Annotated in this window: 14 protein-coding genes; 10 read left to right on the top strand and 4 right to left on the bottom strand. The window is 73.3% G+C overall.

Annotated elements, in window-relative coordinates; genetic code table 11:
• Positions 1–189: 189 nt before the first annotated feature.
• Both E1298_RS19715 and E1298_RS19710 read right to left on the bottom strand, forming a co-directional pair.
• Complete coding sequence (locus E1298_RS19715; RefSeq protein WP_131895316.1) at positions 190–771, bottom strand: GNAT family N-acetyltransferase; 582 nt, start codon at positions 769–771, stop codon at positions 190–192.
• 61 nt (positions 772–832) lie between these two features.
• Complete coding sequence (locus tag E1298_RS19710; RefSeq protein WP_131895314.1) at positions 833–1,381, bottom strand: DUF4262 domain-containing protein; 549 nt, start codon at positions 1,379–1,381, stop codon at positions 833–835.
• Positions 1,382–1,742: 361 nt separating this feature from the next.
• On the opposite strand from E1298_RS19710, the gene E1298_RS19705 reads away from it, so the two are divergent.
• Both E1298_RS19705 and E1298_RS19700 read left to right on the top strand, forming a co-directional pair.
• Positions 1,743–6,326: a HAMP domain-containing protein gene (locus tag E1298_RS19705; RefSeq protein WP_131895312.1), complete on the top strand. Its 4,584-nt coding sequence runs from the start codon at positions 1,743–1,745 to the stop codon at positions 6,324–6,326.
• A gap of 14 nt (positions 6,327–6,340) precedes the next feature.
• Positions 6,341–8,767, top strand: a complete 2,427-nt coding sequence (locus E1298_RS19700; protein WP_243725673.1) for a SpoIIE family protein phosphatase — start codon at positions 6,341–6,343, stop codon at positions 8,765–8,767.
• 383 nt (positions 8,768–9,150) lie between these two features.
• Here the strand turns inward: E1298_RS19700 and E1298_RS19695 are convergent, their stop codons facing one another.
• Positions 9,151–10,806: an NB-ARC domain-containing protein gene (locus E1298_RS19695; RefSeq protein ID WP_131895310.1), complete on the bottom strand. Its 1,656-nt coding sequence runs from the start codon at positions 10,804–10,806 to the stop codon at positions 9,151–9,153.
• Positions 10,807–10,874: 68 nt separating this feature from the next.
• Positions 10,875–11,549: a response regulator transcription factor gene (locus E1298_RS19690; RefSeq protein ID WP_131895308.1), complete on the bottom strand. Its 675-nt coding sequence runs from the start codon at positions 11,547–11,549 to the stop codon at positions 10,875–10,877.
• A 488-nt stretch (positions 11,550–12,037) separates the two neighbouring features.
• Between E1298_RS19690 and E1298_RS19685 the strand changes: the two genes are divergently transcribed.
• From E1298_RS19685 to E1298_RS19650, 8 genes are all read left to right on the top strand, one after another.
• On the top strand, positions 12,038–12,295 hold the full coding sequence (locus tag E1298_RS19685; RefSeq protein ID WP_131895306.1) for an acyl carrier protein: 258 nt from the start codon (positions 12,038–12,040) through the stop codon (positions 12,293–12,295).
• Entirely contained in the window at positions 12,292–12,552 is a 261-nt protein-coding gene (locus E1298_RS19680) for an acyl carrier protein (RefSeq protein ID WP_207944739.1), read from the top strand. Before E1298_RS19685 ends, E1298_RS19680 begins: the two co-directional genes overlap by 4 nt.
• A complete protein-coding gene (locus E1298_RS19675; protein WP_131895304.1) occupies positions 12,549–14,516 on the top strand; it encodes an aminotransferase class I/II-fold pyridoxal phosphate-dependent enzyme in 1,968 nt (655 codons plus the stop codon). Before E1298_RS19680 ends, E1298_RS19675 begins: the two co-directional genes overlap by 4 nt.
• The gene (locus E1298_RS19670) at positions 14,513–16,126 is read left to right on the top strand and encodes an amino acid adenylation domain-containing protein (RefSeq protein WP_207944738.1); all 1,614 of its coding nucleotides are present in this window, start codon (positions 14,513–14,515) and stop codon (positions 16,124–16,126) included. Before E1298_RS19675 ends, E1298_RS19670 begins: the two co-directional genes overlap by 4 nt.
• A gap of 10 nt (positions 16,127–16,136) precedes the next feature.
• Positions 16,137–24,080, top strand: a complete 7,944-nt coding sequence (locus E1298_RS19665) for a type I polyketide synthase (protein WP_207944737.1) — start codon at positions 16,137–16,139, stop codon at positions 24,078–24,080.
• The gene (locus E1298_RS19660; RefSeq protein ID WP_207944736.1) at positions 24,061–24,948 is read left to right on the top strand and encodes a thioesterase II family protein; all 888 of its coding nucleotides are present in this window, start codon (positions 24,061–24,063) and stop codon (positions 24,946–24,948) included. The genes E1298_RS19665 and E1298_RS19660 overlap by 20 nt, the downstream gene beginning before the upstream one ends.
• The gene (locus E1298_RS19655; RefSeq protein WP_131895302.1) at positions 24,945–26,000 is read left to right on the top strand and encodes an SAM-dependent methyltransferase; all 1,056 of its coding nucleotides are present in this window, start codon (positions 24,945–24,947) and stop codon (positions 25,998–26,000) included. Before E1298_RS19660 ends, E1298_RS19655 begins: the two co-directional genes overlap by 4 nt.
• The coding region (locus tag E1298_RS19650; RefSeq protein WP_207944735.1) for a PEP/pyruvate-binding domain-containing protein at positions 25,997–26,915 on the top strand (919 nt) is incomplete at its 3' end. The genes E1298_RS19655 and E1298_RS19650, both read left to right, overlap by 4 nt.

Genomic DNA, 26,915 nt, shown 5'->3' with positions numbered 1-26,915 from the left:
GTGGGGGCGAACGGGTGGGGTGTTACACTCGTGCGTGGAAGCCCCGGGCCCGCCTCTGCATCGCATGCCGCCCGGGGCACAGCTTTTCTGGACAGCGTCTGCGGCCCGTCTACCGCCGCGACGCCATCTCCGCGACATGGACGACGATAGCCTTGCGCTCCTCAAGGAGCAAGTGCATTGCGAGTGCATTCATTTGTTAAGCCCCCCGCGGGGGAGGCGCCAGATGATCTCGTCGTCGGCGCGTTCGGGGGTGGGGCGCAGGCCGGCCTTGGCGGTGACGGCGGCGGAGGAGCGGTTGTCCGGGTGGACGGACGCGACGATCTCGGCGACGCCGTGCTCGCGCAGCCAGGCCAGCAGGGCGCGGGCGGCCTCGGTGGCGAAGCCGAAGCCCTGGTAGGGCATGCCGACGACCCAGGCGACCGAGGCCAGCGTCCGCGGGGACGGCGTGACGGTGGAGCCCTCGGCCGCGGGCGTGACCGCGTAGGCGGGGGGCGCCGGGGTGACGGTGGCCTGGACGTAGCCGACGGCCTGCCCGTCGCGGGCGCGGCGGACGATCCAGTTGAGCCAGTACTCCTGGTGGAACGGCGCCGGGCCCGCGACCAGGTGCTCGTAGCGGGCGCGCAGCTCGTCCCTGGTGAGCGGCTCGCCGCCGATGAACCGGTGCAGGCGCGGGTCGTCCAGCACGGCGGCCATCTCGTCGGCGTGGTGGACGGCCAGCGGCTCCAGGACGAGGCGCTGCGTCTTGATGGTCTCGGCGATCGGCCCGTACACCCGCCGATCCTATGCCCTGGTCACCGGCCCCGGCAGGACCGCCGGGGCCACGTTCGCGGGCTCACGCGCGCTGCGTCCAGGCGTTCTTGGTGTGCTGGGTCGGGGCCAGCCACAGCCACGGCTGGGAGTGCCGGAAGGGCAGGTCGGTGCCGGGCTGCCAGGGGAACAGGCCGTCCGGGTTGGGCCAGACGACCTGGAGGAACGGCAGGGGCGGCCGGCGGTAGAACGCGGCGGCGCCGCCGAGGAACGCGTCGTACCAGCGCAGGTCGACGGCGCGGAACGCGGCCTGCTGGCCCCGGACGACGTCGTCGCGCCGCTCGCCGTCGGCCGGGCCGTCGCCGTCGGCGGCCTGCCGGCCGAGCGCGTTGAGCGTCTCCTCCATCTCGTAGACGTCGCCGCCGAACATGGCCAGTTCGGGGGAGCGGTGGCTGTGCCACAGCCCGATGGTGTACGCCCAGCCCGGCCCGTCGGCGTCCGGGTGCGCGAGGACGACGCTCCACCCGTACTGGGTGATGTGCACGATCGTCCGGAGCTGGAAGTTGTCCAGGCGCTCGCGGTCGCCGTAGTCGTGGCAGATCACGCACGCGCAGGGGGGACGGCCATCGGACATGGCCTTCAGCCTACGATCAAACGGGGACAGTGTCGGCCACGGGAACCCCGGTCCGTAGGGGGCTCCCGGCGTCCGGGCCGGTCACGGCCGCTTTCCTCCCTGGGGAATGAAAACCGCTTTCGATCTTCGCATCGTGGTCCTACCTCCAGTAGCGTCCTTTTGCCCGTATATGTCACACGCGCTCCCGGCGCGGGCGGCGGCCGGGTCCGGTACACCCGTCCCCCGTCCCGGCTCATTGCGCGAGTCGGCGGCCGGATGTGTACTGCTCGAAAAGAGAAAGCCGGGCCGGGTGCTCCGCGGGCTGGGGTAGCCTCACCACGCCGTTATTTGCCATGGAGCAAGCATCGATCAGGGACGGGACATGGGTGACGCTTCCAGTGCGGAGGAGTCCCGGGCGCGCGGCCGGGCGCGGAGCGGGGGAGAGGTCGGGGAGGCCGAGCTGCGGCAGCTCCTGGCCGGGCTGACGGCCGTCCGGGACGGCGACTTCGGCACCCGGCTCCCCGACGGCGCCGACGGGCTTCTCGGCGAGATCGCCGTGGTGTTCAACGGCATGGTCGACCAGCTCTCGCTGTTCACCTCCGAGGTGACGCGGGTGGCGCGCGAGGTCGGCACCGAAGGGCGGCTCGGCGGGCAGGCGAAGGTGCCCGGGGTGTCGGGGACCTGGGAGGACCTGACCGATTCCGTCAACGCCATGGCGGGCAACCTGACGACGCAGGTCCGCGACATCGCGCAGGTCGCCACCGCGGTCGCCAAGGGCGATCTGTCGCAGAAGATCGATGTGGACGCGCGCGGGGAGATTCTTGAGCTGAAGAACACCGTCAACACGATGGTGGACCAGCTGTCGGCGTTCGCGGCCGAGGTGACGCGGGTGGCGCGGGAGGTCGGCAGCGAAGGGCGGCTGGGTGGTCAGGCGGATGTGAAGGGCGTCTCGGGGACGTGGCGCGACCTGACCGACTCGGTGAACTTCATGGCCGGGAACCTCACCGGCCAGGTCCGCAACATCGCGCAGGTGACCACCGCCGTCGCGCGGGGCGATCTGTCGCAGAAGATCGATGTGGACGCGCGCGGGGAGATTCTTGAGCTGAAGAACACCGTCAACACGATGGTGGACCAGTTGTCGGCGTTCGCGGCCGAGGTGACGCGGGTGGCGCGGGAGGTCGGCACCGAGGGGCGGCTGGGTGGTCAGGCGGATGTGAAGGGCGTCTCGGGGACGTGGCGCGACCTGACCGACTCGGTGAACTTCATGGCGGGCAACCTCACCGGCCAGGTCCGCTCCATCGCCCAGGTCGCGACCGCCGTGGCCAAGGGCGACCTGTCGCAGAAGATCCGGGTGGACGCGCGTGGGGAGATCCTGGAGCTCAAGGACACCATCAACACGATGGTCGACCAGCTGTCGGCGTTCGCCGACGAGGTCACGCGGGTGGCGCGCGAGGTCGGCACCGAGGGGCGGCTCGGCGGCCAGGCCGACGTCAAGGGCGTCTCGGGCACCTGGAAGGCGCTGACGGAGTCGGTGAACGTGATGGCCGACAACCTCACCGCGCAGGTCCGGTCGATCGCCGAGGTCACGACGGCGGTGGCGCTCGGCGACCTGTCGCAGAAGATCCGGGTGGACGCGCGCGGGGAGATCCTGGAGCTCAAGGACACCATCAACACGATGGTCGACCAGCTGTCGGCGTTCGCCGACGAGGTGACCCGGGTCGCCCGCGAGGTCGGCACGGAAGGCAACCTCGGCGGACAGGCCACCGTCCGCGGCGTCAGCGGCACCTGGAAGGACCTGACCGACAACGTCAACGTGATGGCGTCCAACCTGACCGGCCAGGTGCGCTCCATCGCGCAGGTCGCGACCGCCGTGGCGCGCGGCGACCTGTCCCAGAAGATCACGGTGGAGGCCAAGGGCGAGGTCGCCGCGCTCGCCCAGACCATCAACACGATGGTCGACACGCTGTCGGCGTTCGCCGGCGAGGTGACGCGGGTGGCGCGCGAGGTCGGCACCGAGGGCCAGCTCGGCGGCCAGGCGCAGGTCCCCAACGTCGCCGGGACGTGGAAGGACCTCACCGACAACGTCAACTCGATGGCCGGCAACCTCACCAACCAGGTCCGCAACATCGCGCAGGTCACCACCGCCGTCGCGCAGGGCGACCTGACCAAGAAGATCGACGTGGACGCGCGCGGCGAGATCCTGGAGCTCAAGACCACCATCAACACGATGGTCGACCAGCTCTCGGCGTTCGCCGCCGAGGTCACCCGCGTGGCCCGCGAGGTCGGCAGCGAGGGGCGGCTGGGCGGCCAGGCCGAGGTCGAGGGCGTCTCGGGCACCTGGAAGCGGCTCACCGAGAACGTCAACGAGCTGGCCGGCAACCTGACCCGCCAGGTCCGGGCGATCGCCGGGGTGACCAGCGCCGTGACGTCCGGCGACCTGACCCGCTCCATCACCGTGGACGCGTCCGGGGAGGTGGCCGAGCTCAAGGACAACATCAACCTGATGGTCAAGGTTCTGCGCGAGACCACCCGCGCCAACCAGGAGCAGGACTGGCTGAAGACCAACCTCGCGCGCGTCTCCGGCCTCATGCAGGGGCACCGCGACCTGGCGGTGGTCGCCGAACTGATCATGGACGAGCTGACGCCGCTGGTGTCGGCCCAGTACGGCGCGTTCTACCTGGCCGAGGACAACGGCGGGACCGAGCTGCGGCTCATCGGCTCCTACGGCTACCCCGAGGACGGCGACCCGGCCGTCCCGTCCCGTCCCACCCGGTTCCGCACCGGCCGCTCGCTGGTCGGGCAGGCCGCGCGCAGCCGCCAGACCATCGCGGTCCAGGACGTCCCGCCGGGCTACCTGGCCATCTCGTCCGGGCTGGGCTCGGGCGCCCCCGCCAGCCTGATCGTCCTGCCCATCGTGGCCGAGGACCAGGTGCTCGGGGTGATCGAGCTGGCGTCGCTGCGGCCGTTCGGCCCGGTGCAGCGCGACTTCCTGGAGCAGCTCCGGGAGAACATCGGCGTCAACGTCAACACGATCGTCGCCAACGCCCGCACCGACGAGCTGCTCGCCGAGTCGCAGCGGCTCGCGGGGGAGCTGCGAGCCCGCTCGGAGGAGCTGCAGATCCGGCAGGAGGAGCTGCAGAGCTCCAACGCCGAACTGGAGGAGAAGGCGGCGCTGCTCGTCAGCCAGAACCGCGACATCGAGACGAAGAACCTGGAGATCGAGCAGGCCCGCCAGGAGCTGGAGGCGCGGGCCCAGCAGCTCGCGCTGGCGTCCAAGTACAAGAGCGAGTTCCTCGCCAACATGAGCCACGAGCTGCGGACGCCGCTGAACTCGCTGCTGATCCTGGCGCAGCTGCTGGCGCAGAACCCGGCCCGCAACCTGACCCCCAAGCAGGTCGAGTACGCCGGCATCATCCACTCCGCCGGGTCGGACCTGCTCCAGCTCATCAACGACATCCTCGACCTGTCCAAGGTCGAGGCGGGCAAGATGGACCTCGCGCCCGAGCCGGTCCCGCTGCGCCACCTGGTGGAGTACGTCGACGCGACGTTCCGCCCGCTGACCACGCAGAAGAGCCTGGAGTTCCGGATCGGCACCGGCCCCGGCGTGCCCGACGAGGTGCTCACCGACGGCTCCCGGCTGCGGCAGGTGCTGCGGAACCTGCTGTCGAACGCGGTGAAGTTCACCGACAGCGGCGGCGTCGAGCTGCGGATCGAGAACGCCGACCCCGCGGAGCTGCCGCCCCCGGCGCGCACCCACGGCCGCGCCGTCGCCTTCCGGGTGATCGACACCGGCATCGGCATCGCCGAGCACCAGCTCGAATCGATCTTCGGCGCGTTCCAGCAGGCCGACGGCACGACCAGCCGCAAGTACGGCGGCACCGGGCTCGGCCTGTCGATCAGCCGGGAGATCGCCTACCTGCTCGGCGGCGCCATCGTCGCCGACAGCACCCCCGGGCAGGGCACCACCTTCACCTTCTACCTGCCCGTGGCCCGCCCCGACTTCCGCTCCGTACCGGGGGACGCCCCGTCCGCCGTGGCACCGGCGGGCACGGGTTCAGCGGAGCCCGCACCTTCCGCGTCCAGCGCGCAGCCGCGCCGGCTGCTGGTGATCGAGGAGCGGCAGGGCGGGCTGCTGTCCCTGGTCGCCGAGAGCGCCGTCGCCGACAGCCGCCACATGGGCGACACCGGCGGCCTCGTCCAGATCGTCACGGCCGTGGGGGCCGACGAGGCGGCCGCCGCGCTGGCCGCCGAGCCCTGCCACTGCGTGGTCCTCCAGCTCGACATGCCGGACGGCGCGGCGCTGCGGTTCCTGGACGCCATGGACGGCGACCCGGCGCTGCGCGGCTTCCCCGTCCTCGCGCACAACAACCGGCGCCTGCGGCCCGAGGAGGAGCGGCGGCTCCAGGCCCGCGCCGACACCCAGCCGCTGGAGCTGCTGCGCAGCCTGGACGAGCTGCGCGAGCGGATCGCCCTGCACCTGGCGGCCGAACTGCCCGGCGACGTGCTGCCGCTTGTCCGGCAGGGGGACGCGGGGGACCCGGTCCCGCCCGAGATCGACGCCTCGCTGGCCGGACGGCTCGCGCTCATCGTCGACGACGACGTCCGCAACGTCTTCGCGCTCACCGGCATCCTGGAGGTGCACGGCATGCGCGTGGTGCACGCCGACAACGGCCGCAAGGGCATCGAGGCCCTCGCCGCGCACCCCGACATCGAGGTGGTCCTGATGGACGTGATGATGCCGGAGATGGACGGCTACACCGCGACCGCCGCGATCCGCGCCATGCCCGAGCACGCCGGGCTGCCCATCATCATGGTGACGGCCAAGGCCATGCCCGGCGACCAGGAGAAGAGCCTGGCCTCGGGCGCCAACGACTACATCACCAAGCCGCTGGACGCCGACGACCTCATCGCCTGCATCCACCGCTGCCTGGACGACGGCGCGCGTCCCTCGCCGTCCCGCGAGTGACCGGAGGAGCGCGCGTGCCCATCCCACCGGGCCGGCCCGGCGACCCCGCCCAGCGGACCCCGCCGCCGGAGCCGGGCCCGGCGCACGGCATCGACCGCCTGGCCGCCACGGTCGAGCGGCTCCAGCGGCGGGTGCGGCGGGCGCAGGCGGACGCCGACGGGCGCGGAGTGATCGAGCTGGCCAAGGGCGTGCTGGTGGAGCGGCTGCACTGCGGCCCGGCCGAGGCCGCGCGGCAGCTGCACCTGCTCGCCGAGGAGGCGGGCCAGGCCCCGCTGGAGCTGGCGGCCGAGATCATCAACCAGGCGGCCCGGGACCGCGTCACCGAGGCCACCCGGGACTTCCTGCGCGAGGTCGCCGACCGTCCCGCCGCGTCCCCGGACACACCCCCGGAAGCGGCGGAGACCGGGCCCGCCGCGGTCGCGGCCCGGCTGCGGACCGCCGAGAGCGGCGCGCTGGCGGCGGCCGACGCCCAGGCCGCCGCCGAGTCCCTGCTGAACCACGCGCTGCGGCCGCTCGGCGCCGTCGCGGTCGCGATCTGGGCGGCCGGCCCCGACGCGTCGCTGAGCCTGGCGGGCTCGGCGGGATTCGGCGCCGACGAGCCCGCGCGCTGGCACTACGTCCCGCCCGGCGTCGCGACCCCGGCCCGGACGGCGCTCGTCGAGCGGCAGCCCGTGTGGTTCGCCTCCCTCGCCCGCGAGGGGCCGCCGTCCATCGGCCACCACGCGCTGCCCGGCGGCGGGCGGGTCACCGTCCCGGCCGGCACCGGCGGCCGCGTCATCGGCGTCCTGGAGATCTGCTGGCCCGGCGCCCCGCAGCCGCGCACCCCGCAGATGGAGCGGCAGGTCGAGGCCCTGGCCGAGCTGTGCGCCCGCACTCTGGAGGACACCCCGGAGGCAGCGCCGGCGCCCGCGCGCGCCACCCGGGAACTGGCCGAGCTGGTCGACCTGGCCGACGGCCTGCACGACCCGGCGTTCGTCCTGCTGCCGCACGGCCACAGCGGCGGCCGGGTCACCGACTTCCGCATCCACCACGTCAACGACCGCTTCGTGGACGTGGCCGGGCGCCCGCGCGGCGCGGTCGCCGGGGCACTGATGCTGGAGGCGTACCCGCTGGCCGCCGGCGAGGACGGGCTGTTCGAGAAGGTCGAGCGCGTCCACGCCACCGGCGAGCCGTTCCGCGCCCGCAAGATGCCGCTCACGTCGCTGGTCGGCCACGTCCCGCTGACCACCACCGCCGACATCAGCATCAGCCGCCACGGCGACTGCGTCCTGCTGATCTGCCGGCTGGAGGACGAGGCGACCCGCCTGGCCGGGCTCCTGCAGCACGCCCAGCGGCTCGGGCGCATCGGCGGCTTCGAGGAGAACCTCGTCAACGGCGAGATCACCTGGAACGCCCAGCTTTTCACCCTCTACGGGATCCCGGCCGGATCCGAACCGCTCTCGCTGCGGGACCTGCCGGCCCACGCCCACCCCGACGACGACGCCGCCCTCGGCCGGTTCCTGCGCGCCCTGCTGCACCACCGCCGGCCGGCCTCGGCGGCGTTCCGCCTGCGGCGCCCCGACGGGATCGTCCGGCATCTGCGGATCGTCGCCGAGCCCGTCCTGGACGCCGGGGGCCACCTCCTGCTGGTGCGCGGCGCCTACCAGGACATCTCCGCCCAGCACTGGACGGAGGTCGCGCTCGCCGCCGTCCGCGACCAGCTCGCCCACAGCGAGCAGGAGGCCGCCGAGCGCAACCGGCTCGCCCTGCAGTTGCAGCGCGCCATCATGCCGCCCACCCGCGGCCCGGTGCACACCCCCGGGCTGCGCGTGGCCGTCCGCTACCGTCCCGCCGAGCACGACCACCTGGTCGGCGGCGACTGGTACGACGCGGCCGTCCTGCCCGCCGGGCACGTCCTGCTGTGCGTCGGGGACGTCGCCGGGCACGGGATCGACGCGGCCACCGGCATGGTCGTCCTGCGCAACGCCCTGCGCGGCCTGGCCGCCACCGGCGCCGGACCGGGCCAGCTGCTCAGCTGGCTCAACCTCGTCGCCCACCACCTCACCGACAACGTCACCGCCACCGCCCTGTGCGGCCTGTACGACCCGGCGACCCGGACCCTGCGCTGGGCCCGCGCCGGCCACCTCCCTCCCGTCCTCGTCCGCGACGGCCGGGCGACCACGCTGCCGATGGTCCGCGGCATGATGCTCGGCGCCCTGGACGACAGCGACTACGACGAGTCCCACGTCACACTGGAGCCCGACGACACCCTGCTGATGTACACCGACGGCCTGGTCGAGCGCCGAGACGGCTCCATGCGGGACGCACTGGATCGCCTAATGTCCGTCGCCCAGCAACCCGTCACCAACCTAGAAGCGCGCCTAGACCACCTGCTCACCCACAGCAACGCCGACACCGACGACGACACCTGCATCGTCGGCATCCACCTACCCCCCACCTGACCCAGGCCACCAGAGCACTGAACGTGCGTACCAACAGCCTCAGCGCCCGCGGAAGGAGGGCGCCCTGGCGCCTGACGCCGAGGCACTGCAAACAGGCGGGAGGGTGGCTGCCTCAGGCGGCAACAACCTCAGCGTTGCGATCGCGTGCGAAGCCGGGTTCGAGCGTGCGAGAACCTGATCGCGCAGCGAGCCGCTAGGCGAGTCGGAGCGATGCAGCGATCGCCGCAGTGCCCGCCGAAGGAGGGCGTTCAACGCCCGACGCCAAGGGCGCTGCAATAGGTACAGCGCCCGCCGAAGGAGGGCGCTCCGGTGCCTGACGTCGGGGGCACTGCGAATAGGCGGGAGGGTAGTTGCCTCAGGCGGCAACTACCTCGGCGTTGCGATCACGTGCGAAGCCAGGTTCGAGCGAAGCAAGAAACTGATCGCGCAGCGAGCCCCTGGGCGAGTCGGAGCGATGCAGCGATCGCCGCAGCGCCCGCCGAAGGAGGGCGTTCAGCGCCCGACGCCAAGGGCACTGCAATAAACAGAGCGTACTCGGAGAGCGTTCCCACCGCCTCGTCGTAGCGGACGGGTTCGTCGGCCAGCGCCCGCAGCCACGCCGGGGCCGTCCGGAGACCCGGCGTCATGACGTCGCGGGGGATGTGGTCGGGATCGAAGAACGTGAGCAGTCGCAGGAGACGCGCGCTGTCCGGCCGGTCGGCGGTGACCCGGGCCATCGACATCGACCACGTCGTGGCGGCGGTCCCGTAGTAGTCGTCGGGCTGGTTCAGGTGCATCATCTGCGCCGGGGAGCGGTCGAGCAGCTCCGAGTAGCGCCGCCAGCCCGTCCGGTTGCGGGTGACGTACGCCGCGGCCTGCGCGAGGGCCAGCGGCAGGTCGCCCAGGACGGCGGCGACCGGGGCCGCCTCCTCCGGGGCGCCGCCGGTGGCCTTGGCGAGGAACGCCAGCGACTCGTCCCGCGTGAAGGGTGGTACGTGGACCGTGTCGGCCAGCCGCCACGACGACGTCCGCGAGGTGACGAGCACGCTCCCGATGTCCACGGCGGGCCACCACGGCTCCAGGTCGGCCTGGTCCTCGGCGTTGTCGTAGACGATCAGCCAGCGCTCGCCCCGCCGCGCCAGCTCGTGGTAGAGCACGCCCGCCCTGCGTCCGGCGCCGCCCCGCGCCACCCCCAGCCGGTCGGCGAGCTCGTTCAGATCCCGGACGAGGGAGAACGGGTCACCGGCGTCCACCCACCAGACCCCGTCGAAGCGGGGCGCGAGAAGGTGCGCGGTCTCCCGGGCGAGCTGGCTCTTGCCGACCCCGCCCATCCCATGGAGCACGCAGGCCGCGGACGGGTCGCCGGGCGCCAGCAGTGCCTGGCCCACCCGTTCCAGGATCTCTCGGCGGCCGGTGAAGAACCGGTTGCGCCGCGGCACCCTCCAGATCTCCGGCCGGCCAGGATCCGCGCGCACCTCGCGCCCGTGCCCGGAACCGTCCACTAGGCGGACGAACCCGGTGGCCCTGGCCTCCTTCACGCGGACCCGGAACCGCTTGTAGTCCCCGGGGTCGCTGCCCGGATGGTGCCTGACCACCTCTTCGAAGAACCACTCCGACACCACCACGGCGAGCGGTCCGTCCGACCGCGCGAGGGCCTCCTTGCACGGGGCGGAGTCGAGCAGCCGGAAGCACAGGTTCACGCACGTCCCGACCACGCCGTGCGGGTCGCTGTGCACCTCGCCCGCGTGCAGCGCCATCCGCAGCTTGATCCGCGCGTTCGGCCCGGACGCGCTGTTGTGCTCGTCCAGTGCCATGGCCAGTTCCCGCGGCAGCTCCCCGCTCAGCCGCTCCTTCGGGACGTCCGGTGGTACCAGAACGAGGGCGCCGTCACCCCGGTCCTCGTGCCGGCACGCGTCCCAGGGGATGCCGGACCTGCCGAATGCTTCGCGCATGGCGCGGTACAGGGCCTCGCGCACCGAGATCTGGTCGGGCACCGTCCGGCCGGGGGCGCAGAACCCCTCGACATCGACGCCCAGCACCGTCCGGTGCAGCGAGCCCACACGCCCCACCTCCCAGGCGGAACGCGGACCGGGATCCGCCTGCACCCCAACGATACTCGTCGTGCGACTTAGGGGCGGCGGGCGTTGTCCTCTGTTTCGATCTCTGTGATCAAACCGCTTTCATAGGCGATCGCCACCGCCTGTGCGCGGGTGCCCACGTCGAGTTTTCTGAGCACATTGTGCACGTGGGAGCGGATCGTCGTCATCGACACCGAGAGTTCCTTCGCTATCTCGGCATTGGAGGATCCACGGGCGAGCAGGAGGACGACTTGCTTCTCCCGGGACGTCAGGAGGTTCGCTCCCGCGGAGGCCGAATCGGCTGATTGGGGCGATGTGGGGAAGGGGCGGAAAGCGTCGCGTGCGTCTTCTGGGAGGATGAGGAGGTCACCGGTCGACACCAGGCGCAGGGCGTGAATGAGTTGTGCTGACGAGGTGTCCAATGAAAGGACGGCGCTCACGCCTATGCGGAGCACCTCGATGGAGCGGTGCACATTCTCGGTCTTGGCGATGAGAATGACCTTGGCGAGTTTGGCCAGTGTGGCGAGTTCCCGCTGGTGCTTGATTATCGTCAGAGCGGGGGCGACGACGAGTATGGCGTCGGGGCTCAGGCGCTCGGTGGCCCCGAGGACCCGTTCGCCGGTCGCCTCTCCGATGATCTCGATATCCGGCTCCTGCCTGAGCAGGGCGGAGAAACCGGCGGCGATGATCGGTTTCTCGCAGCAGAGCAGGACGCGCTGTCTCACGGGCGAACACCCTTGAGGTGGATCGGTTCGCCGAGTGTGACGGTCAGTGCTGATCTCATGATCCCCCGGATGCTCGACCGACAGGCGCTCCGCCGAGCCATGGCCGTGTTCTCGGTCCGACTGTTGAAGCTTCGCAGATGTGGCGGGCGTCGCACTCCTCGGGTTCGGAGGATGATCACTTGCCTGGGCCTACATGCGGCAAGGATTGCATGCTTTGCCCCGCATGTCAGGGTGCCTCCGGTTATGGAGGGGCGAAATATCCGCTTCCTGAATGCCTACTACTCCGTGTCGCGGCCGCCCGCCGGTGGCCTGGAGCGCCCAAGGTGACTCGTTAGTAGTTGACTGTGCAACTAATGTGCGGTGCCTTTCGGGGAATGGCGGGGAATCCGGGCCATCAGTGGCTCGTCAGCGGTGCCGTCAGCGCGATGGCCGAGAGTCGGTGCGTTCGCTGGTTCTCAAGCCGCCTTGGGCGGCCATAGGGGGATGCCGTGAGTGACGTGTACGAGCGCCTGGTCGATCTGCTGGTGACCCGATTCGAGGTCGACAGCGAGGCGGTCGGGCCCGATGTGGTGTTCGAGGACCTGGAGCTCGACTCGCTCTTCCTGGTGGAGCTGCTCCTGGTGGCGCAGTCCGAGCTCGCCGGCCCCGGCGTGCGGATCAGCGAGGACCTGGTGTCGCCGTCGGACACCGTCCGCCGCGCGGCCGAGCTGATCGAGCGGCAGATCACCGCGGCGTCGCCGTCGTGACGGCGGAGCGCTTCCTCATCGGCTACATCGCGGACGCCTGGATGGGCGGTGACGCGGACGGCCTGCGCGCCGACACCCCGATCATCGAGCTGAACATCATCGACTCGGCCGCGATCTTCGACCTGGTCCATTCGCTCCAGGGGGAGTTCGGCGTGACCGTTCCCCTCAGGGAGATCACGCCGACCAATTTCGAGTCCGTCAACGCGATCGTCGCGATGGTCGATCGCCTGGAGAAGGAAGAGAAGGGCGTCCGATGACCGACCTGGCGGAGACCTCTCCGGCCGCGGCTCGGATCGACGAGCAGGTACTGGAGATCATCGCGTCGAACACCCTGTACGACGTGTCCTACCTGCGGCCGGAGAGCCATTTCGAGGGCGAGCTCGGCATCGACTCCGTCATGCTCGAATCGATCATGACGGAGGTGCGGGACCGGTTCGGCCCGCACGTCCGGCTGCCCGGCGAGGCGGCGACCCCGCAGGACCTCATCGACGCGGTCGCGCGCACGGCGCCGGCGCCCCCCGCGCCCGAGCGGGCGGCGCGGCCGCCCGGACGGCTCCTGGAGGCCGTCCTGGCGACGACGATGCGCCACACCCACTACCGGCGCGACCAGCTCGACCTCGACGCCGAGCTGGAGGGGGAGCTGGGCATCGACTCGGTGGTGCTGGTCGCGATCGTCGACGACGTCGCGAGCGAGCTCGGGCTTCCGGGCGGCCTCGCGTCCGAGATCTCGGCGTCCAGCCTGCGGGACCTCGTCTCCGGGCTGGCGGTGCACGGGGCCCCGGCGGACGGCGGGACCCGGGACGGCGGGGCCCAGGACGACGGGGGCCCGGGTGACCGGGAGGCCGAGACGTCCCCGGCGCACGAGCTGGCCGTGGGCGAGGTCGACCCGATCCAGCCGGCGCGCAGCGCGTCCTGGGACGGCCGCTCCATGCGCGACTTCATGGACGACCGCGACCGCGACCTGTTCGCCAAGACCCGCGACTTCGCCGCCTACCTGCGCGGCCGGGAGGCGGAGCACCTCTACTGGTACGGGATGCCGCTGCGGTCGCGCTGCACGAACCGGGCGCTGATCCAGGACGAGCTGACGGGCCGCGTGCGCGAGTTCCTCATGTTCGCCTCGAACAACTACCTGGGGCTGGCGAACCACCCCCGGGTCATCGAGGCGGTCTGCGAGGCGACGCGCTCCTACGGCGCGACCAACACCGGCTGCCGCATCATCGGCGGCACCAACCATCTGCACAAGGAGCTCGAACGGCGCCTGGCCGCCTTCAAGGGGCGCTCCGCCTGCATCGTCTACCCGGGAGGCTACGCCGCCAACCTCGGCTGCGTGTCGGCCCTGGTGAAGAGCCAGGACGCCCTGGTCGTGGACAAGCTCAACCACATGAGCATCGTGGACGGCTGCAAGCTGTCCGGCGGCGTCCGCAAGATCTACCGCCACAACGACATGGCGGACCTGGAGCGCGTCCTGGAGCGGTGCGCGGACCAGGTGCGCGGCAAGCTGATCGTCACCGACGGCGTGTTCAGCATGCACGGCGACCTCTGCGACCTGCCCGGGATCGTCCGGCTGGCACGGCGGCACGGGGCGCGGATCCTCGTCGACGACGCCCACGCGACGGGCGTGCTCGGCGGGCGCGGCTCCGGCACGGCCGAGCACTTCGGCCTCAAGGACGAGGTCGACCTGGAGCTCGGCACCATGAGCAAGGCGCTGGCCGGGATGGGCGGGTTCGTCGTCGGCGACGAGGAGGTCATCGAGTACCTCCGCTTCTACTCCAACTCCTATGTGTTCGCGGCGACGATCCCGGCGGGCGTGGCGGCCGGCCTGATCGCGGCGATCGACGTCCTGGAGGAGGAGCCCGGACGGCTGACGGCGCTGTGGGACAACATCCGGCTCCTGCGCGGGCACCTCGCCGGGGCCGGGTTCGACCTGGAGAACAGCGAGAGCGCGATCCTGCCGATCGTCATCGGGGACGAGCGCCGGGCGATGGAGATGGGGCGCGCCGTGCGCGCCCGCGGCCTGTTCTGCCAGACGGTGGTCTTCCCAGGCGTCCCGCTCGGCGACGCCCGGCTGCGGGTCAGCGTGACCTCCGAGCACACGGCCGAGGACCTCGCGCTCGCCGCCCAGATCTTCGTCGACGCCGGCCGCGAGACCGGCGTGCTGCCCGCGACCGACGCCGCGGCCGTCCGGGACGAGGGCCGCCTGACCCGGGGGACGGACCGGTGAGCGCGCGGCGCCTCGGGATCCGCGACGAGCGGCTGGTGCGGCTGCCGGAGATCGAGTCGGCCGAGCACGCGGCGCGTCCCGCCCTTCTGGGAGATCAGGCGGTCAGCTACGGCGAGCTCGCGGGGACCGTGGGACGGATGGCCGCGCGCCTGCTGGAGCGCGGGGCCGTCCCCGGCGACCGGATCGCCATCTGGATGGACAAGGGACCGCGCTACGCCGAGGCCATCCTGGCCTCCCTGCACGCGGGCTGCGCCTACGTCCCGATCGACGGCGGCCAGCCCGCCGGCCGCGTCCAGGCCATCCTCGCCGACGCGCGGCCGATCCTGCTCTTCACCGACCGACGTCACCTCGCCCTGCTGTCCGGCGCGGAGACGTCCGCGCCCCTTCGGGCCATCGTGGTCGCGGACGGGCCGCCGGCCCCCGGGACGCCGGCGCCGGTCCTCGCCTGGTCCGACCTGCTGGAGACGGGCCCGCCCGAGGACGCCGCGCCCCCGGAGCCGGAGATCGGGCCGTCCGACCTCGCCGCGATCCTGTACACCTCCGGCTCGACCGGGACGCCGAAGGGCGTGAAGATCTCGCACCGCAACCTCATGGCCTTCGTCGGCTGGGCCTGCCGGGAGCTGGACGTGGGCGCGGCGGACGTCTTCGCCAACCACGCCTCGTTCAACTTCGACCTCAGCACCTTCGACCTGTTCGTGGGCCTGTCGGTCGGCGCGGCCGTGTGGATCGTCGAGGACGGGCACGCGCGCGACGTCGGCGCCCTGGCCGAGGGCATCCGCGAGCACGGGGTGACCGTCTGGTACTCGGTGCCGTCGATCCTGACCCTGCTGACCGCCTCGGGGGCGCTGACCCCCGAGACCGTCCGGGACCTGCGGTACGTGCTCTTCGCCGGAGAGGTCTACCCCAAGCCCCGGCTGCGCGAGCTGAGTGCGCAGCTCGGCGGCGCGACCGTCCTCTACAACCTGTACGGCCCGACGGAGACCAACGTCTGCACCTACCACCGGGTGGGGCCGGACGACCTGGCGCGGGACGAGCCCCTGCCCATCGGCCTGCCCGTGGGCGACGCCCGGCTGCTGGTCGTCGACGACGAAGGACGACCCCTCGACGGCCCCGACCCGTTCGGAGAGCTGGTGGTCGAGGGCGACTGCGTCACACCCGGCTACTGGGGACGGGAGTCGGAGCCGCTCGCCGAGCAGCACCGCCGCCACCGGCACCCGACCGGCGACCTGGTCAGCCTCACCGACGGCCTGCTCGTCTACCGGGGCCGCAAGGACCGCATGGTCAAGCTCTCCGGATACCGGATCGAATTGGGCGAGATCGAGGCCGCCGTCCTGCGCCACCCGGCCGTCGCCGAGGCCGCGGTGCTGGTGGCGGGCGAGGGCGCGGACGCCCGGCTCGCCCTGTACTACACGGTCCGCGCCGGCGCGGACGCGCCGGGCCTCCTCGGCATCAAGCGGCACTGCGCGCGGCACCTGCCGAAGTACATGATCCCGCAGCTCGCGACGCGCATGGACGCACTGCCGCGCAACTCCAACGGCAAGGTCGACCTTCGCCGCCTCCGGGAGGGTCCGGCGACGCCCATGGCCGCATCCGCACAAGCCTCACAGTGAGCGGGACACGATGATGAGCCTGAAACCGATCGACTTCCCTTGGGACGGTCCCGAGCCCGCGACGGTCGCGGAGATCCTGCGGCACCACGCCCGGCGGACGCCCGACCGGCTCGCCTACCGGTTCCTGACCGGACTCGACGGCGGGGCCGAGTCGTGGACGTACCGCGACCTGGACCTGCGCGCCAGGTCCATCGCCGGGCGGCTCCAGCGGGAGGGGCAGCGGAGCAGGCCCGTCCTGCTCCTGCTGCCGCCGGGCCTTGAGTACGTGGCGGGCTTCCTCGGCTGCCTGTACGCCGGGGCCATCGCCGTGCCCGCCTACCCGCCGGACGCGGGCAGGTCCGACCAGACCATGGCGCGGCTCGCCGCCATCGCCCGCGACGCGCGCGCGGGCTGGGCGCTGGTGGACGAGGAGCAGAAGCGCCTCGTGGAGGCCGCGCCGGACGCCCCCGGCGGCCTGGACGGGCAGAACATGCGCTGGCTTCCGACGACCGACTGCGGACCCGCCGACGCCGAGACCTACCGCGACCCGGGCGCCGCTCCCGGAGCGCTGGCGTTCCTCCAGTACACCTCCGGGTCCACCGCCACCCCCAAGGGGGTCATGGTCAGCAACGAGAACCTGGTGGCGAACCTGCGCGCCATCCACGTGATGACCCGGCACGACCGGGACTCGGCCGTGGTGTCCTGGCTCCCGCCCTACCACGACATGGGCCTCATCGGCGGGATCCTGATGCCCCTGTACGCGGGCATCCCGGCGCATCTCATGGCGCCGAGGACGTTCGTGCAGCGCCCGTTCCTCTGGCTGGACACGATCTCCCGGACGCGCGCGACCACATCTCCCGCTCCCAACTTCGGTTTCGACTACTGCCTGCGCAGGGTCACCCCCGAGCAGCGCGCGGAACTGGACCTGAGCGGCTGGCGGCTCGCGCTCAACGGCGCCGAGCCGGTGCGGGCCGACACGCTCGACCGCTTCGCCGACGCCTTCTCCCCGTGCGGCTTCGACCGGAGTGCCCTGCTGCCGTGCTACGGCCTGGCCGAGGCGACGCTCCTGGTCAGCGGCACCGACGCCGATCGTCCGCCGCTGATCGGGACGTTCGGCACCGAAGCGCTGGAAGCCGGTCAAGCCGTCCCCGCCGAACCCGCCGAACCCGTTGAGCACGCCGAGCGCGCCGAGCACCCCGAAGAGACCGGCCCCGGGCGGCGGACGACGCGGGTCGTCGGCTGCGGCCCCGCCGCCGACCGCGTGGGCGTCGCCATCGTCGATCCGCAGTCGCGCCGCCGTCTCCCGCCCGGCCGGATCGGCGAGGTCTGGGTCAGCGGACCGGGCGTCGCGCGCGGGTACTGGCGCGATCCCGAGGCGACCCGCGACACCTTCCAGGCCAGCATCGAGGACGGCGACGGCACCGCGTTCCTGCGCACCGGCGACCTGGGCTTCGAGCACGGCGGCGAACTGCACCTCGTGAGCCGCCTCAAGGACCTGGTGATCGTCCAGGGCCGCAACCACTACCCGCAGGACGTCGAGCGCACCGTCGAGGAGACCGACGAGGCGATCCGTCCGGGCGGCGGCGCCGCTTTCGGCGTCGAGATCGACGGCGCCGAGGAGCTGGTGGTCGTCTACGAGGTCGACGCGCACCGCGTCGGCGACGGCGGCGGCCTGCTGGCGCGGCTCCGCACGGCCATCGCGCAGGCGCACGAGGTGTCGCCGCACGCGATCGTGCTGGTCAAGCGGTCGGCCGTCCCGAAGACGACCAGCGGCAAGATCCAGCGCCAGGGCTGCAAGCGGGCGTTCCTGTCGCTCGGCCTCCCGGTCCTCGCGGCCAGCGTGCTGCGCGACGACGCGTCCGCCGAGCCGGAGGGCCGCCCCCACCGCCCGGCCCCTCGCCCAGAACCTCGCCCAGAACCTCGCCCGGACCCGGGCACCGTCGAGCGCAGGATCGTGGACGCCCTGGCCGGCGCGGCCGGCGTCACGGAGTTCAACGGACGCGATCTGGCGGACGCCGGGCTCGGCTACGTCCGGCTCGTCCGGGTCGTCCGCCGCCTGGAGCGCGAGCTGGGCGTGAGCGCGCCTCTCGGCGAGCTGCTCGCCGATCCCACCGTCGGCCACCTCAAAGAGATGTTCGGCGCCGGACAGCCGAACGACGCACCGACCCCCGCACCGGTTCCTGCACCGGCCTCCGCACAGGCCCCTGCACCGGGGCGGCGCGCCGCAGAGATCGAGGCGTGGCTGACGGCCGGCGTCGCCGACCGGCTCGGCCTGCCCGCCAGGAGCATCGACGCCACCGCCCCCTTCGCGGCGCTCGGCCTCGACTCCAAGACGGCGGTCGCCATCGTCGGCGAGTTGGGAGCCTGGCTGGGACGCCCGCTGACGCCGGGCACGGTCTTCGAGCGCCCGACGATCCGGGACGTCGCGGCCTGGCTCGGCGGCGACGGGACGGCACCCGAGCCGTCGCCCCCGCCGCTCTCGTCCCCCTCTCCGGCGCTGGGCGCCGAGCCGATCGCGGTCATCGGGCTGGGGTGCCGCTTCCCCGGGGCCCCCGACCCCCAGGGATACTGGCGGCTGCTCCTGGACGGGCGGGACGCGGTGGGCGAGGTCCCCGCCGACCGCTGGGACGCCGCCGGCGTCGACGCGCCCGGCCGCGGCGGGTTCATCGAGCACATCGACCGGTTCGACGCGCGCTTCTTCGGGATCTCCGCCCGCGAGGCCGAGCGCATGGATCCGCAGCAGCGGCTGCTCATGGAGGTCGCGTGGCAGACCTTCGAGGACGCGGGCATCGTCCCGGACGACCTCGCGGGCACCGGCGCCGGTGTCTTCGTCGGCATCAGCAGCCACGACTACGCCGACCTCCAGGCGGGCGGCGGCCCCTGCGGCTCCGCCGACGTGTTCACCGCGACCGGCACCGCGCACGCCATCGCCGCGAACCGGCTCTCCTACCACTTCGATCTGCGCGGCCCGAGCCTGGCCGTCGACACCGCCTGCTCGTCGTCCCTCGCCGCCGTGCACATGGCCTGCCGCAGCCTGCGGGACGGGGAGTGCGGCGTCGCGCTCGCCGGGGGCGTGAACCTCCTGATCAACCCGGCGCTGTCCGTGGCGTTCGCGCGCGGCGGGATGCTGTCGCCGGACGGGCTCTGCAAGACCTTCGACGACACGGCGAGCGGATACGTGCGCGGCGAGGGGGCCGGGCTGGTGCTGCTGAAGCCGCTCTCCCAGGCGGTCGCCGACGGCGACCGCGTCTACGCGACGATCTCCGGCAGCGCGGTCGGGCACGGCGGGCGCTCCAACGGGCTGACGGCGCCGAAGGGCTCGGCGCAACGGCAGGTCATCGAGCGGGCCCTGGCCGAGGCCGGGACGGACGGCGGCGGCATCGCCTACGTCGAGGCGCACGGCACCGGAACCGAGCTGGGCGACCCCGTCGAATGGGAGACGCTCGCCGCGGTGTACGGCGGGAACGGCGAGCGCGACGGCCGCTGCCCGGTCGGGTCGGTGAAGGCCAACATCGGGCACCTCGAAGCCGCCGCGGGGATCGCCGGCCTGATCAAGGCGGTGCTCGCGGTGCACCACGGCGAGATACCGCCGCAGCTGCACTTCTCCACGCCCAACCGCCATCTCGCCTGGGAGGGGTCCGGCCTGACGGTCGCGACCGACCGGCGGGAGCTTCCACCCGGACGGACGGCCCGGATCGGCGTCAGCTCGTTCGGGTTCGGCGGAGCCAACGCCCACGTCATCGTGGAGCAGGCGGCCCAGGAGAAGACGGCCCGGGAGCAGGCGCTCCGGGAGAAGACCGTCCGGGAGAAGACGGCCGGCGCGCCCTGGACCGCGCGTCCGGTGCAGGCCCTCTGCCTCTCGGGCCACACCCCGACCGCGCTCGCGACCCTCGCGCGCCGGTACCGGGCGCACCTGGCCGCGCACCCGGACGAGGATCTCGCGGACCTGTGCCACGCGGCCAACACCCGCCGGGCCCGGCTGGCGCACCGCGCGGTCATCACCGCGCGCTCAAGGCAGCAGCTGGACGAGGCGCTCAGCGCCCTGGCCGGGGACGAGGCGTCCACGGACGTGATCCGCGGCGAGAGCGCCGGACGGGGCGTCCCGCAGGTCGCCTTCCTGTTCAGCGGCCAGGGCACGCAGTACCCGGGCATGGGACGGCGGCTGCTGGAGGGCAGCGCGGCGTTCGCCCGCGTCATCGAGGAGAGCGACGAGGTGCTCGGCCCCCTCCTCGGCCTCTCGCTGCGTGACCTCGTCTTCCGGGACGACGATGACACCGGGAGGTTGCGTCGGACGCGCTACTGCCAGCCGGCCCTCGTCGCCCTGGAGATCGCCCTCGCGGAGCTCTGGACCTCGGCCGGGGTGCGCCCGGCCGCCGTCCTCGGCCACAGCGCCGGGGCCTTCGGCGCGGCCTGCGTGGCCGGCGCGCTGACGCTGGAGCAGGCGCTGACCCTCGCCGCGGCGCGCGGCCGGCTCATGGACGAGCAGCCCGGCCCCGGCACGATGATCGCCTGCTCCGGGGACGCCGAGACGATCCGCCGCGCGGCCGCCGCCACGCCGTCCGTCGCCGTCGCGGCCGTCAACGGGCCGGCCCATCTGGTCCTGTCCGGGCCGCCCGGCGCCCTCGACGAGCTGGCCCCGCGCCTGCGGGACGGCGGGATCACCGTGCGCCCGCTCGCGGTGTCGCACGCCTTCCACTCGCCGATGATGGCCGGGGCGGCCGAGCCGCTGCGCGCCGTCGCGCGGACGATCGAGGCCGGCGAGCCGGAGATCCCCTGGATCTCCGACGCCACCGGCGAGCCGATGGGCCGCCCCGACCCCGGCTACTGGGCCCGCCACCTGCTCGGCACCGTGCGGTTCGCGGACGGCTTCGCGACCCTGCGCGGCCTCGGCTGCGACGCGTTCGTGGAGATCGGGCCGCATCCCACGCTCATCGGGCTCGCCCGCGCCGCGGCCCAGGGGACGTGCGAGGACGTGCTGTGGCTGCCGTCCCTCCGCCGGGGCGGGGACGACTGGGAGACGCTTCTGCGGTCGCTCGGCCGCCTGGACTGCGCGGGCGGCGACGTGCGCTGGGGCGCGCTCGACGACGGCCGTCCGGCCGAGCCGATCGCGGTGCCCCACGCGGTCTTCGAGCGGCGCTCCTACTGGTTCGGGGAGCGCGCACCGGCCGGGCACGCGCCGGCCGCCACGCCCCCGCCGGTGCCCCGCCAACCGGACGAGCCGCGCGAGCGGCGGACGGAGATCGACGTGACCACCAACGGACACCCACGAACGGACGAAGCGGACGAAGCGGTCGCCCGCATCCTCTCGACCGTGTCACGCGTCAGCGGGTTCCCCCGGGACCAGATCCCGGCCCACGCCCGCCTGAGCGGCGACCTCGGCTTCGACTCCCTGATGAAGGGCGAGCTGGAAAGGCACCTCGCCCCGCTCTATCCCGACCGCGTCGAGGAACTGCGCACCACGCTGCCCGAGGACTTCACCGTCCGCGAGCTGATCGACGCCTTGGGCGCCTCGTCCGGGCCGGGCAATGGCGCGGCGCCCGTCCCGCGGATGGCACCGGTGGCGGCCACCTTCGACGCGCAGCCCGAGCCGTCCGCGCCGCCCGCGCCTGCGCCGTCCGCGCCCGAGCCGTCCGCGCCTGCGCCGCTCACGGCGCAGCCCGCACCGGTCGCGCCCGCCAAGCCGAACCGGGCGATCGAGCGGCGCTTCGAGGACTGGGAGGAGTACGCCGAGCTCCAGGAGCGGCTGAGGCTGATCGAGTCCAGCGGCCCCAACGCCTACGAGCGCCTCCACGACGGCTTCAACTCCGGCCTGATCAGCATGGACGGCCGGCGGGTCGTCAACTTCTCGGCCTTCAACTACCTGGCGCTGTCGGCGCACCCGCGGCTGCGCGCCGCCGCGAAGGACGCGATCGACCGCTACGGGACGTCCAGCTCGGCGACGCCCCTGCTGTGCGGGGAGACGCCGCTGCACCGCGAGCTGGAGGCCGAGATCGCCGCGTTCCTCGGCACCGAGGACGCGATCGTGTTCGCCGGGGGCCACGCCACCAACGTCGCGACGGTCGGGCACCTCTTCGGCCCCGAGGACCTCGTCCTGCACGACGAGTGGATCCACGACAGCACCGTGCGCGGCACCATCCTCTCGGGCGCCCGCCGCAGGCCGTTCCCGCACAACGACTGGCGGGCGCTCGACCGCGTCCTCGGAGCCATGCGCGGCGAGTACCGCCGCGCCGTGGTGGTCATCGAGGGCGCCTACAGCCAGGACGGCGACCTTCCCGACCTGCCGCGGTTCGTGGAGGTCAAGCGGCGCCACGACGCGATGCTGATGATCGACGAGGCGCACTCGCTCGGCGTCCTCGGCCGGACGGGCCGCGGGATCGGCGAGCACTTCGGCGTCGGGCCGGACGAGGTCGACCTGTGGATGGGGACGCTCAGCAAGGCGATCGGCAGCCTCGGCGGCTACATCGCCGCGCGCCGCCCCCTCATCCAGTACCTGAAGTACACGACGCCGCTCTACATCTTCAGCACGGGCATCTCGCCCGCGAACGCGGCCGCCGCGCTGGAGGCGTTCCGGGTCATCCGCGACGAGCCCGAGCGGGTCGTCCGGCTGCGCGCGCTCTCGGAGCACTTCCGGGCGGCGGCGCGGGCGCGCGGCCTCGACATCGGCGTCTCCCAGGGCACCGCCGTCATCCCCGTCATCGTGGGCGACTGGGGGCGGGCCATGGAGGTGTCGAGCGCGCTCTTGGCCCGGGGCGTGAACGTGATGCCGATCGGCTACCCGGCCGTCCCCAAGGACAAGTGCCGGCTGCGCTTCTTCGTCAACGCCGATCACCGTGAAGCCGATCTCGACCGTTCCCTCGACCTGCTGGTGGACGCCATGGACACGGACCCGGACGACGGCCGCACCCGTCCCGCCGCGAGCCCCACCCGTCCCGCCGCGAGCCGCTCGGGCGCCTCCAAGGCCCCCGGGTTCGCCGATGTGCTGGTCGCCGGTGCCGGCGGCTTCATCGGCGGCCACCTGACCCGCCGGCTGGTCGAGCTCGGGCACCAGGTCCGGGTGCTGGTCCGGGAGGGAAGCGACCGGTCGGCCCTCGACGGGCTCCCCGTCGAGGTCGCGGTGGGCTCGCTCACCGACCTGGACGCCCTGCTGCGCGCCACCTCCGGGGTGCGGCACGTCTACAACTGCGCCGGCAAGTCGGCGGACTGGGGCGCCTGGGAGGAGTTCGAGCAGGTCAACGTGCACGGGTGCCGGAACCTGGTGGACGCGGCGCACCACGCGGGCACCGTGGAGCGGTTCCTGCACGTCAGCACCACCGACGTGTACGGGTACCCGGTCCGGCCCTGCGGCGAGGGGACCGAGCCGAGGGACATCGGGCTGCCCTACAACCGCAGCAAGCTGCTCGGCGAGCGGGCGGTGGCGCGCGCCGCCGAGCGCGCCGGCCTGCCCCTCACCATCGTGCGTCCCGTCTCGGTCTACGGGCCGCGCAGCAAGGACTTCGTCGTCGAGATCGCGAGCCTGCTGCTCCAGCGGCAGATGGTGTACGTCCGCAAGGGCATGGCCCCGGCCGGGCTCCTCTACGTCGCCAACGCGGTCGACGCGATGATCGCGGCCTGCGGCGCGGAGGGCGCCGCGGGCGGGGTCTACAACCTGCGCGACCCGGAGATGACGACCTGGCGGGAGTACATCGAGGCGCTGGCCGCCGGGCTCGGCGTCCGGCCGCCGTCGGTGAGCCTGCCCCGGCCGCTCGCCACGGGCGTGGCGGGCGCGGCGGAGAAGATCTACGGCACGCTGCGCGTCCGGTCGCGCCCCCCGCTCACCCGGCACGCCGTGCACCTGATGGAGCGCGACCAGTCCTACCCCATCGACCGGGCCCGCGACGAGTTCGGCTTCAAGAGCGAGGTGAGCTTCGAGGAGGGCATGGGCCGGACGATCGAATGGCTGAACTCGCCGGAGGGCCGTGAGCACGTTGGCCGCTGACGTCTCCGCCGGCATGTCCGGCACGGTGCCCACGCGCCCGCCGGCCTCCGCCGTCCACCACCCTTCGGGGCCCTGGTTCCCGGGCGTGTCCGCCGACGCCGGCGCCTCGCTCAGGCTGATCTGCTTCCCGCACGCGGGCGGGACGCCGTCGCTCTACCGGGACTGGCAGCCGCACGTCGGCGACCACGTCCAGGTCGTGCCGGTGCTCCTGCCGGGCCGGGGCTTCCGCCTCGGGGAGCGGCCGCACAGCGAGATGCGGCCGCTGGCCGCCGACATCGCCTCGGCCCTCATGGAGCAGGGCCTGGCGGACGCCTACGCCCTCTTCGGCCACAGCATGGGGGCGCTGCTCGCCTACGAGGTCGCCTGCGAGCTGCGCTCCCGCGGGGCGGGCGAGCCCGTGCACCTCTTCGTGTCGGGGAGCAGGGCACCGCACTTCTACGGCGGCCGCATCGGCGCGGACCTGACCGACGACGCGCTGCTGCGCATGGTCCAGGACCTCGGCGGGCTCTCCGGACTCGGCGCCGGCGCGAGGGCGGGCGGGACGGCGTTCGAGCGCCGGCTGCCCGTCCTGCGCGCGGACCTCGCCGCGTGCGAGACCTACCGGTGGGCGCCGCGGCGGCCCCTGGGCTGCCCCGTGACGGCGTTCTCCGCGGCCGGGGACGCGATCGCCCCGTCGCCCCAGGTCGACGAGTGGCGCGAGTACACCTACGGATCCACGCTGCGCCGGCACCTGCCCGGCGGCCACTTCTACCTCAGCGGCCCCGGACGGTCCCGGCTGCTGCGCGAGCTGCGGGGCGAGCTGGACCGGCACCGTCCCGAGCGCGGCGCGCGAGCCCCGGCCGACGAATCCCGGAGGACTTCGGCATGAACCTGGTGACCCTGATCGACCTCGCCGGAACCCGGCACCTGCCCCTCCTGCTGTCCCTCAGCCGGAGGCTCGCCACCCCCGTGTACCGGGCCGCGTTCCTCGCCGCCGCGTCCAGGAGCGGCGTGCTGCGGCGCCTGGCGGTGCGGCCCTGCGACCTGGACACGCTGGCCTCGGCGATCGGCGTGACCGAGGACCGCCGCCTGCTGCGCGCCTGGCTCGACGTCGGGGTGCGGCTCGGCGACCTCGGCTTCGGCGACGGCTGCTACCGGCTGCGGAGCCGGACCGCCCGCGCCCTCGCCGACCCCGCCAACGACGCCGTCGCCGCCGCGCTGGAGGAGGTCGCGCGCTTCCACCTGCCGGTGCTGCTCAACGCGCCGTCCATGCTGCGGGGCGGGCGGCGGCTGACGCTCGGCGACCAGGACGGCGCCGTCATCGCCCGCTCCACCCGCGTGGTGCAGCCGTTCGTGCAGGAGGCGATCAGGGACGTCCTCGACCGGCGGGCCCCGCTCCGCCTGCTGGAGGTCGGCTGCGGCAGCGGGATCCACGTCCGGTACGCCGCCGGGCTGAACCCGCGGCTGACCGCGCTGGCGATCGACCTCCAGGAGGACGTCGCGGCCGAGGCCGAGGCCAACCTGGCGGCGTGGGGGCTCGCCGGCCGCGTGCGGGTGCGGCGGGCCGACCTGCGCGACCTCGACACCGAACCGCAGTTCGACCTGGTCACGATGCACAACAACATCTACTACTTCCCCACCGGGGAGCGGACGAAGGTCCTGGAGCACGCGCGGTCCCTGCTGGCCCCCGGCGGCCGGATCCTGCTGACGACCCCGTGCCCGGGCGGCAGCGCGGGCATGCAGGTGCTCGACCTGTGGTTCCGCTACGCCGACTTCGGCGGGCCCCTGCCACGCCCCGAGGAGCTCGCCGACCAGCTGAGGTGCGCGGGGTTCACCGGCATCCGGGCGCGTCGCCTGATCCCGGGGGAGCAGTTCCGCGCCTTCGTCGGCGTCAACCGGACGCCGGCGCCCGTCCCGAACGCCGAGGAGCGCAACTCATGACGACCCCGACGCAGGCCGAGACCGCGAGAGAGCAGGTCGTCGTGCTCGGGCTGCCCGACGCCCCGCCGGCGGAGGCCCTCGGCGGCAAGGCGGCCCGGCTGGACGAGATGATCCGGAGCGGACTGCCGGTGCCGCCCGCGTTCTGCCTGACGACCGGCCTGTTCGAGCGGTTCCTGCGGGACGGCGGCCTCGCCGCGGACATCGAGGGCGCCGAGCCCGCCAAGCTCAGGGAGCGGATCCTTGCGAGCGAGATCCCCGAGGAGATCGCGAGCGCCGTCCTGGACGCCTACGGCGACCTCGGCCGCCCGCGCGTGGCGGTGCGGTCGTCGGCGTCCCGCGAGGACTCCGCGTCCCACTCCTTCGCGGGCCAGCACGACACGGTGCTCGACATCGCGGGCGACGAGGCCCTGCTCGACGCCGTCAAGGTGTGCTGGGCGTCGCTGTGGTCCGAGCGGGCCTCGGCCTACCGCAGCGCGGCCGGCGCGGGGTCGATCGCCGTGGTCGTCCAGCGGATGGTCCACGCCGACGCCGGGGGAGTGCTGTTCACGCGCGACCCCATCAGCGGCCGGGCCGACCGGTTCGTGGTCGAGGCGTGCTGGGGCCTGGGCGAGGGCCTGGTGGCGGGCAAGGTCGCCTCCGACTTCTTCCTCATCGACCCGGACGGGGCGCGGGTGGTCGAGCGGAAGGTGCGGTACAAGGTCACCAAGTGCGCGCCGCTGGAGCCCGGCAGCGTCGGGCTCGTCAAGGTGGACGCGGCGGCCCGCAACGCCCCCTGCCTGACCGACGCGCAGCTCGCCGGGCTCGCGGAGCTGGCCGTCCGGGTCCGCGACCACTACGGCGCCGACCAGGACATCGAATGGGCCTCGCGCGACGGGGAGCCGTACCTCCTCCAGGCCCGCCCGATCACCACCGCGC

It is taken from the genome of Actinomadura rubrisoli, from assembly GCF_004349215.1.
Classification (GTDB): Bacteria; Actinomycetota; Actinomycetes; order Streptosporangiales; family Streptosporangiaceae; genus Spirillospora; species Spirillospora rubrisoli.
The sequence above is the reverse complement of the archived record's forward strand: the minus strand, read 5'-3'. Positions and strand labels throughout refer to the sequence as shown.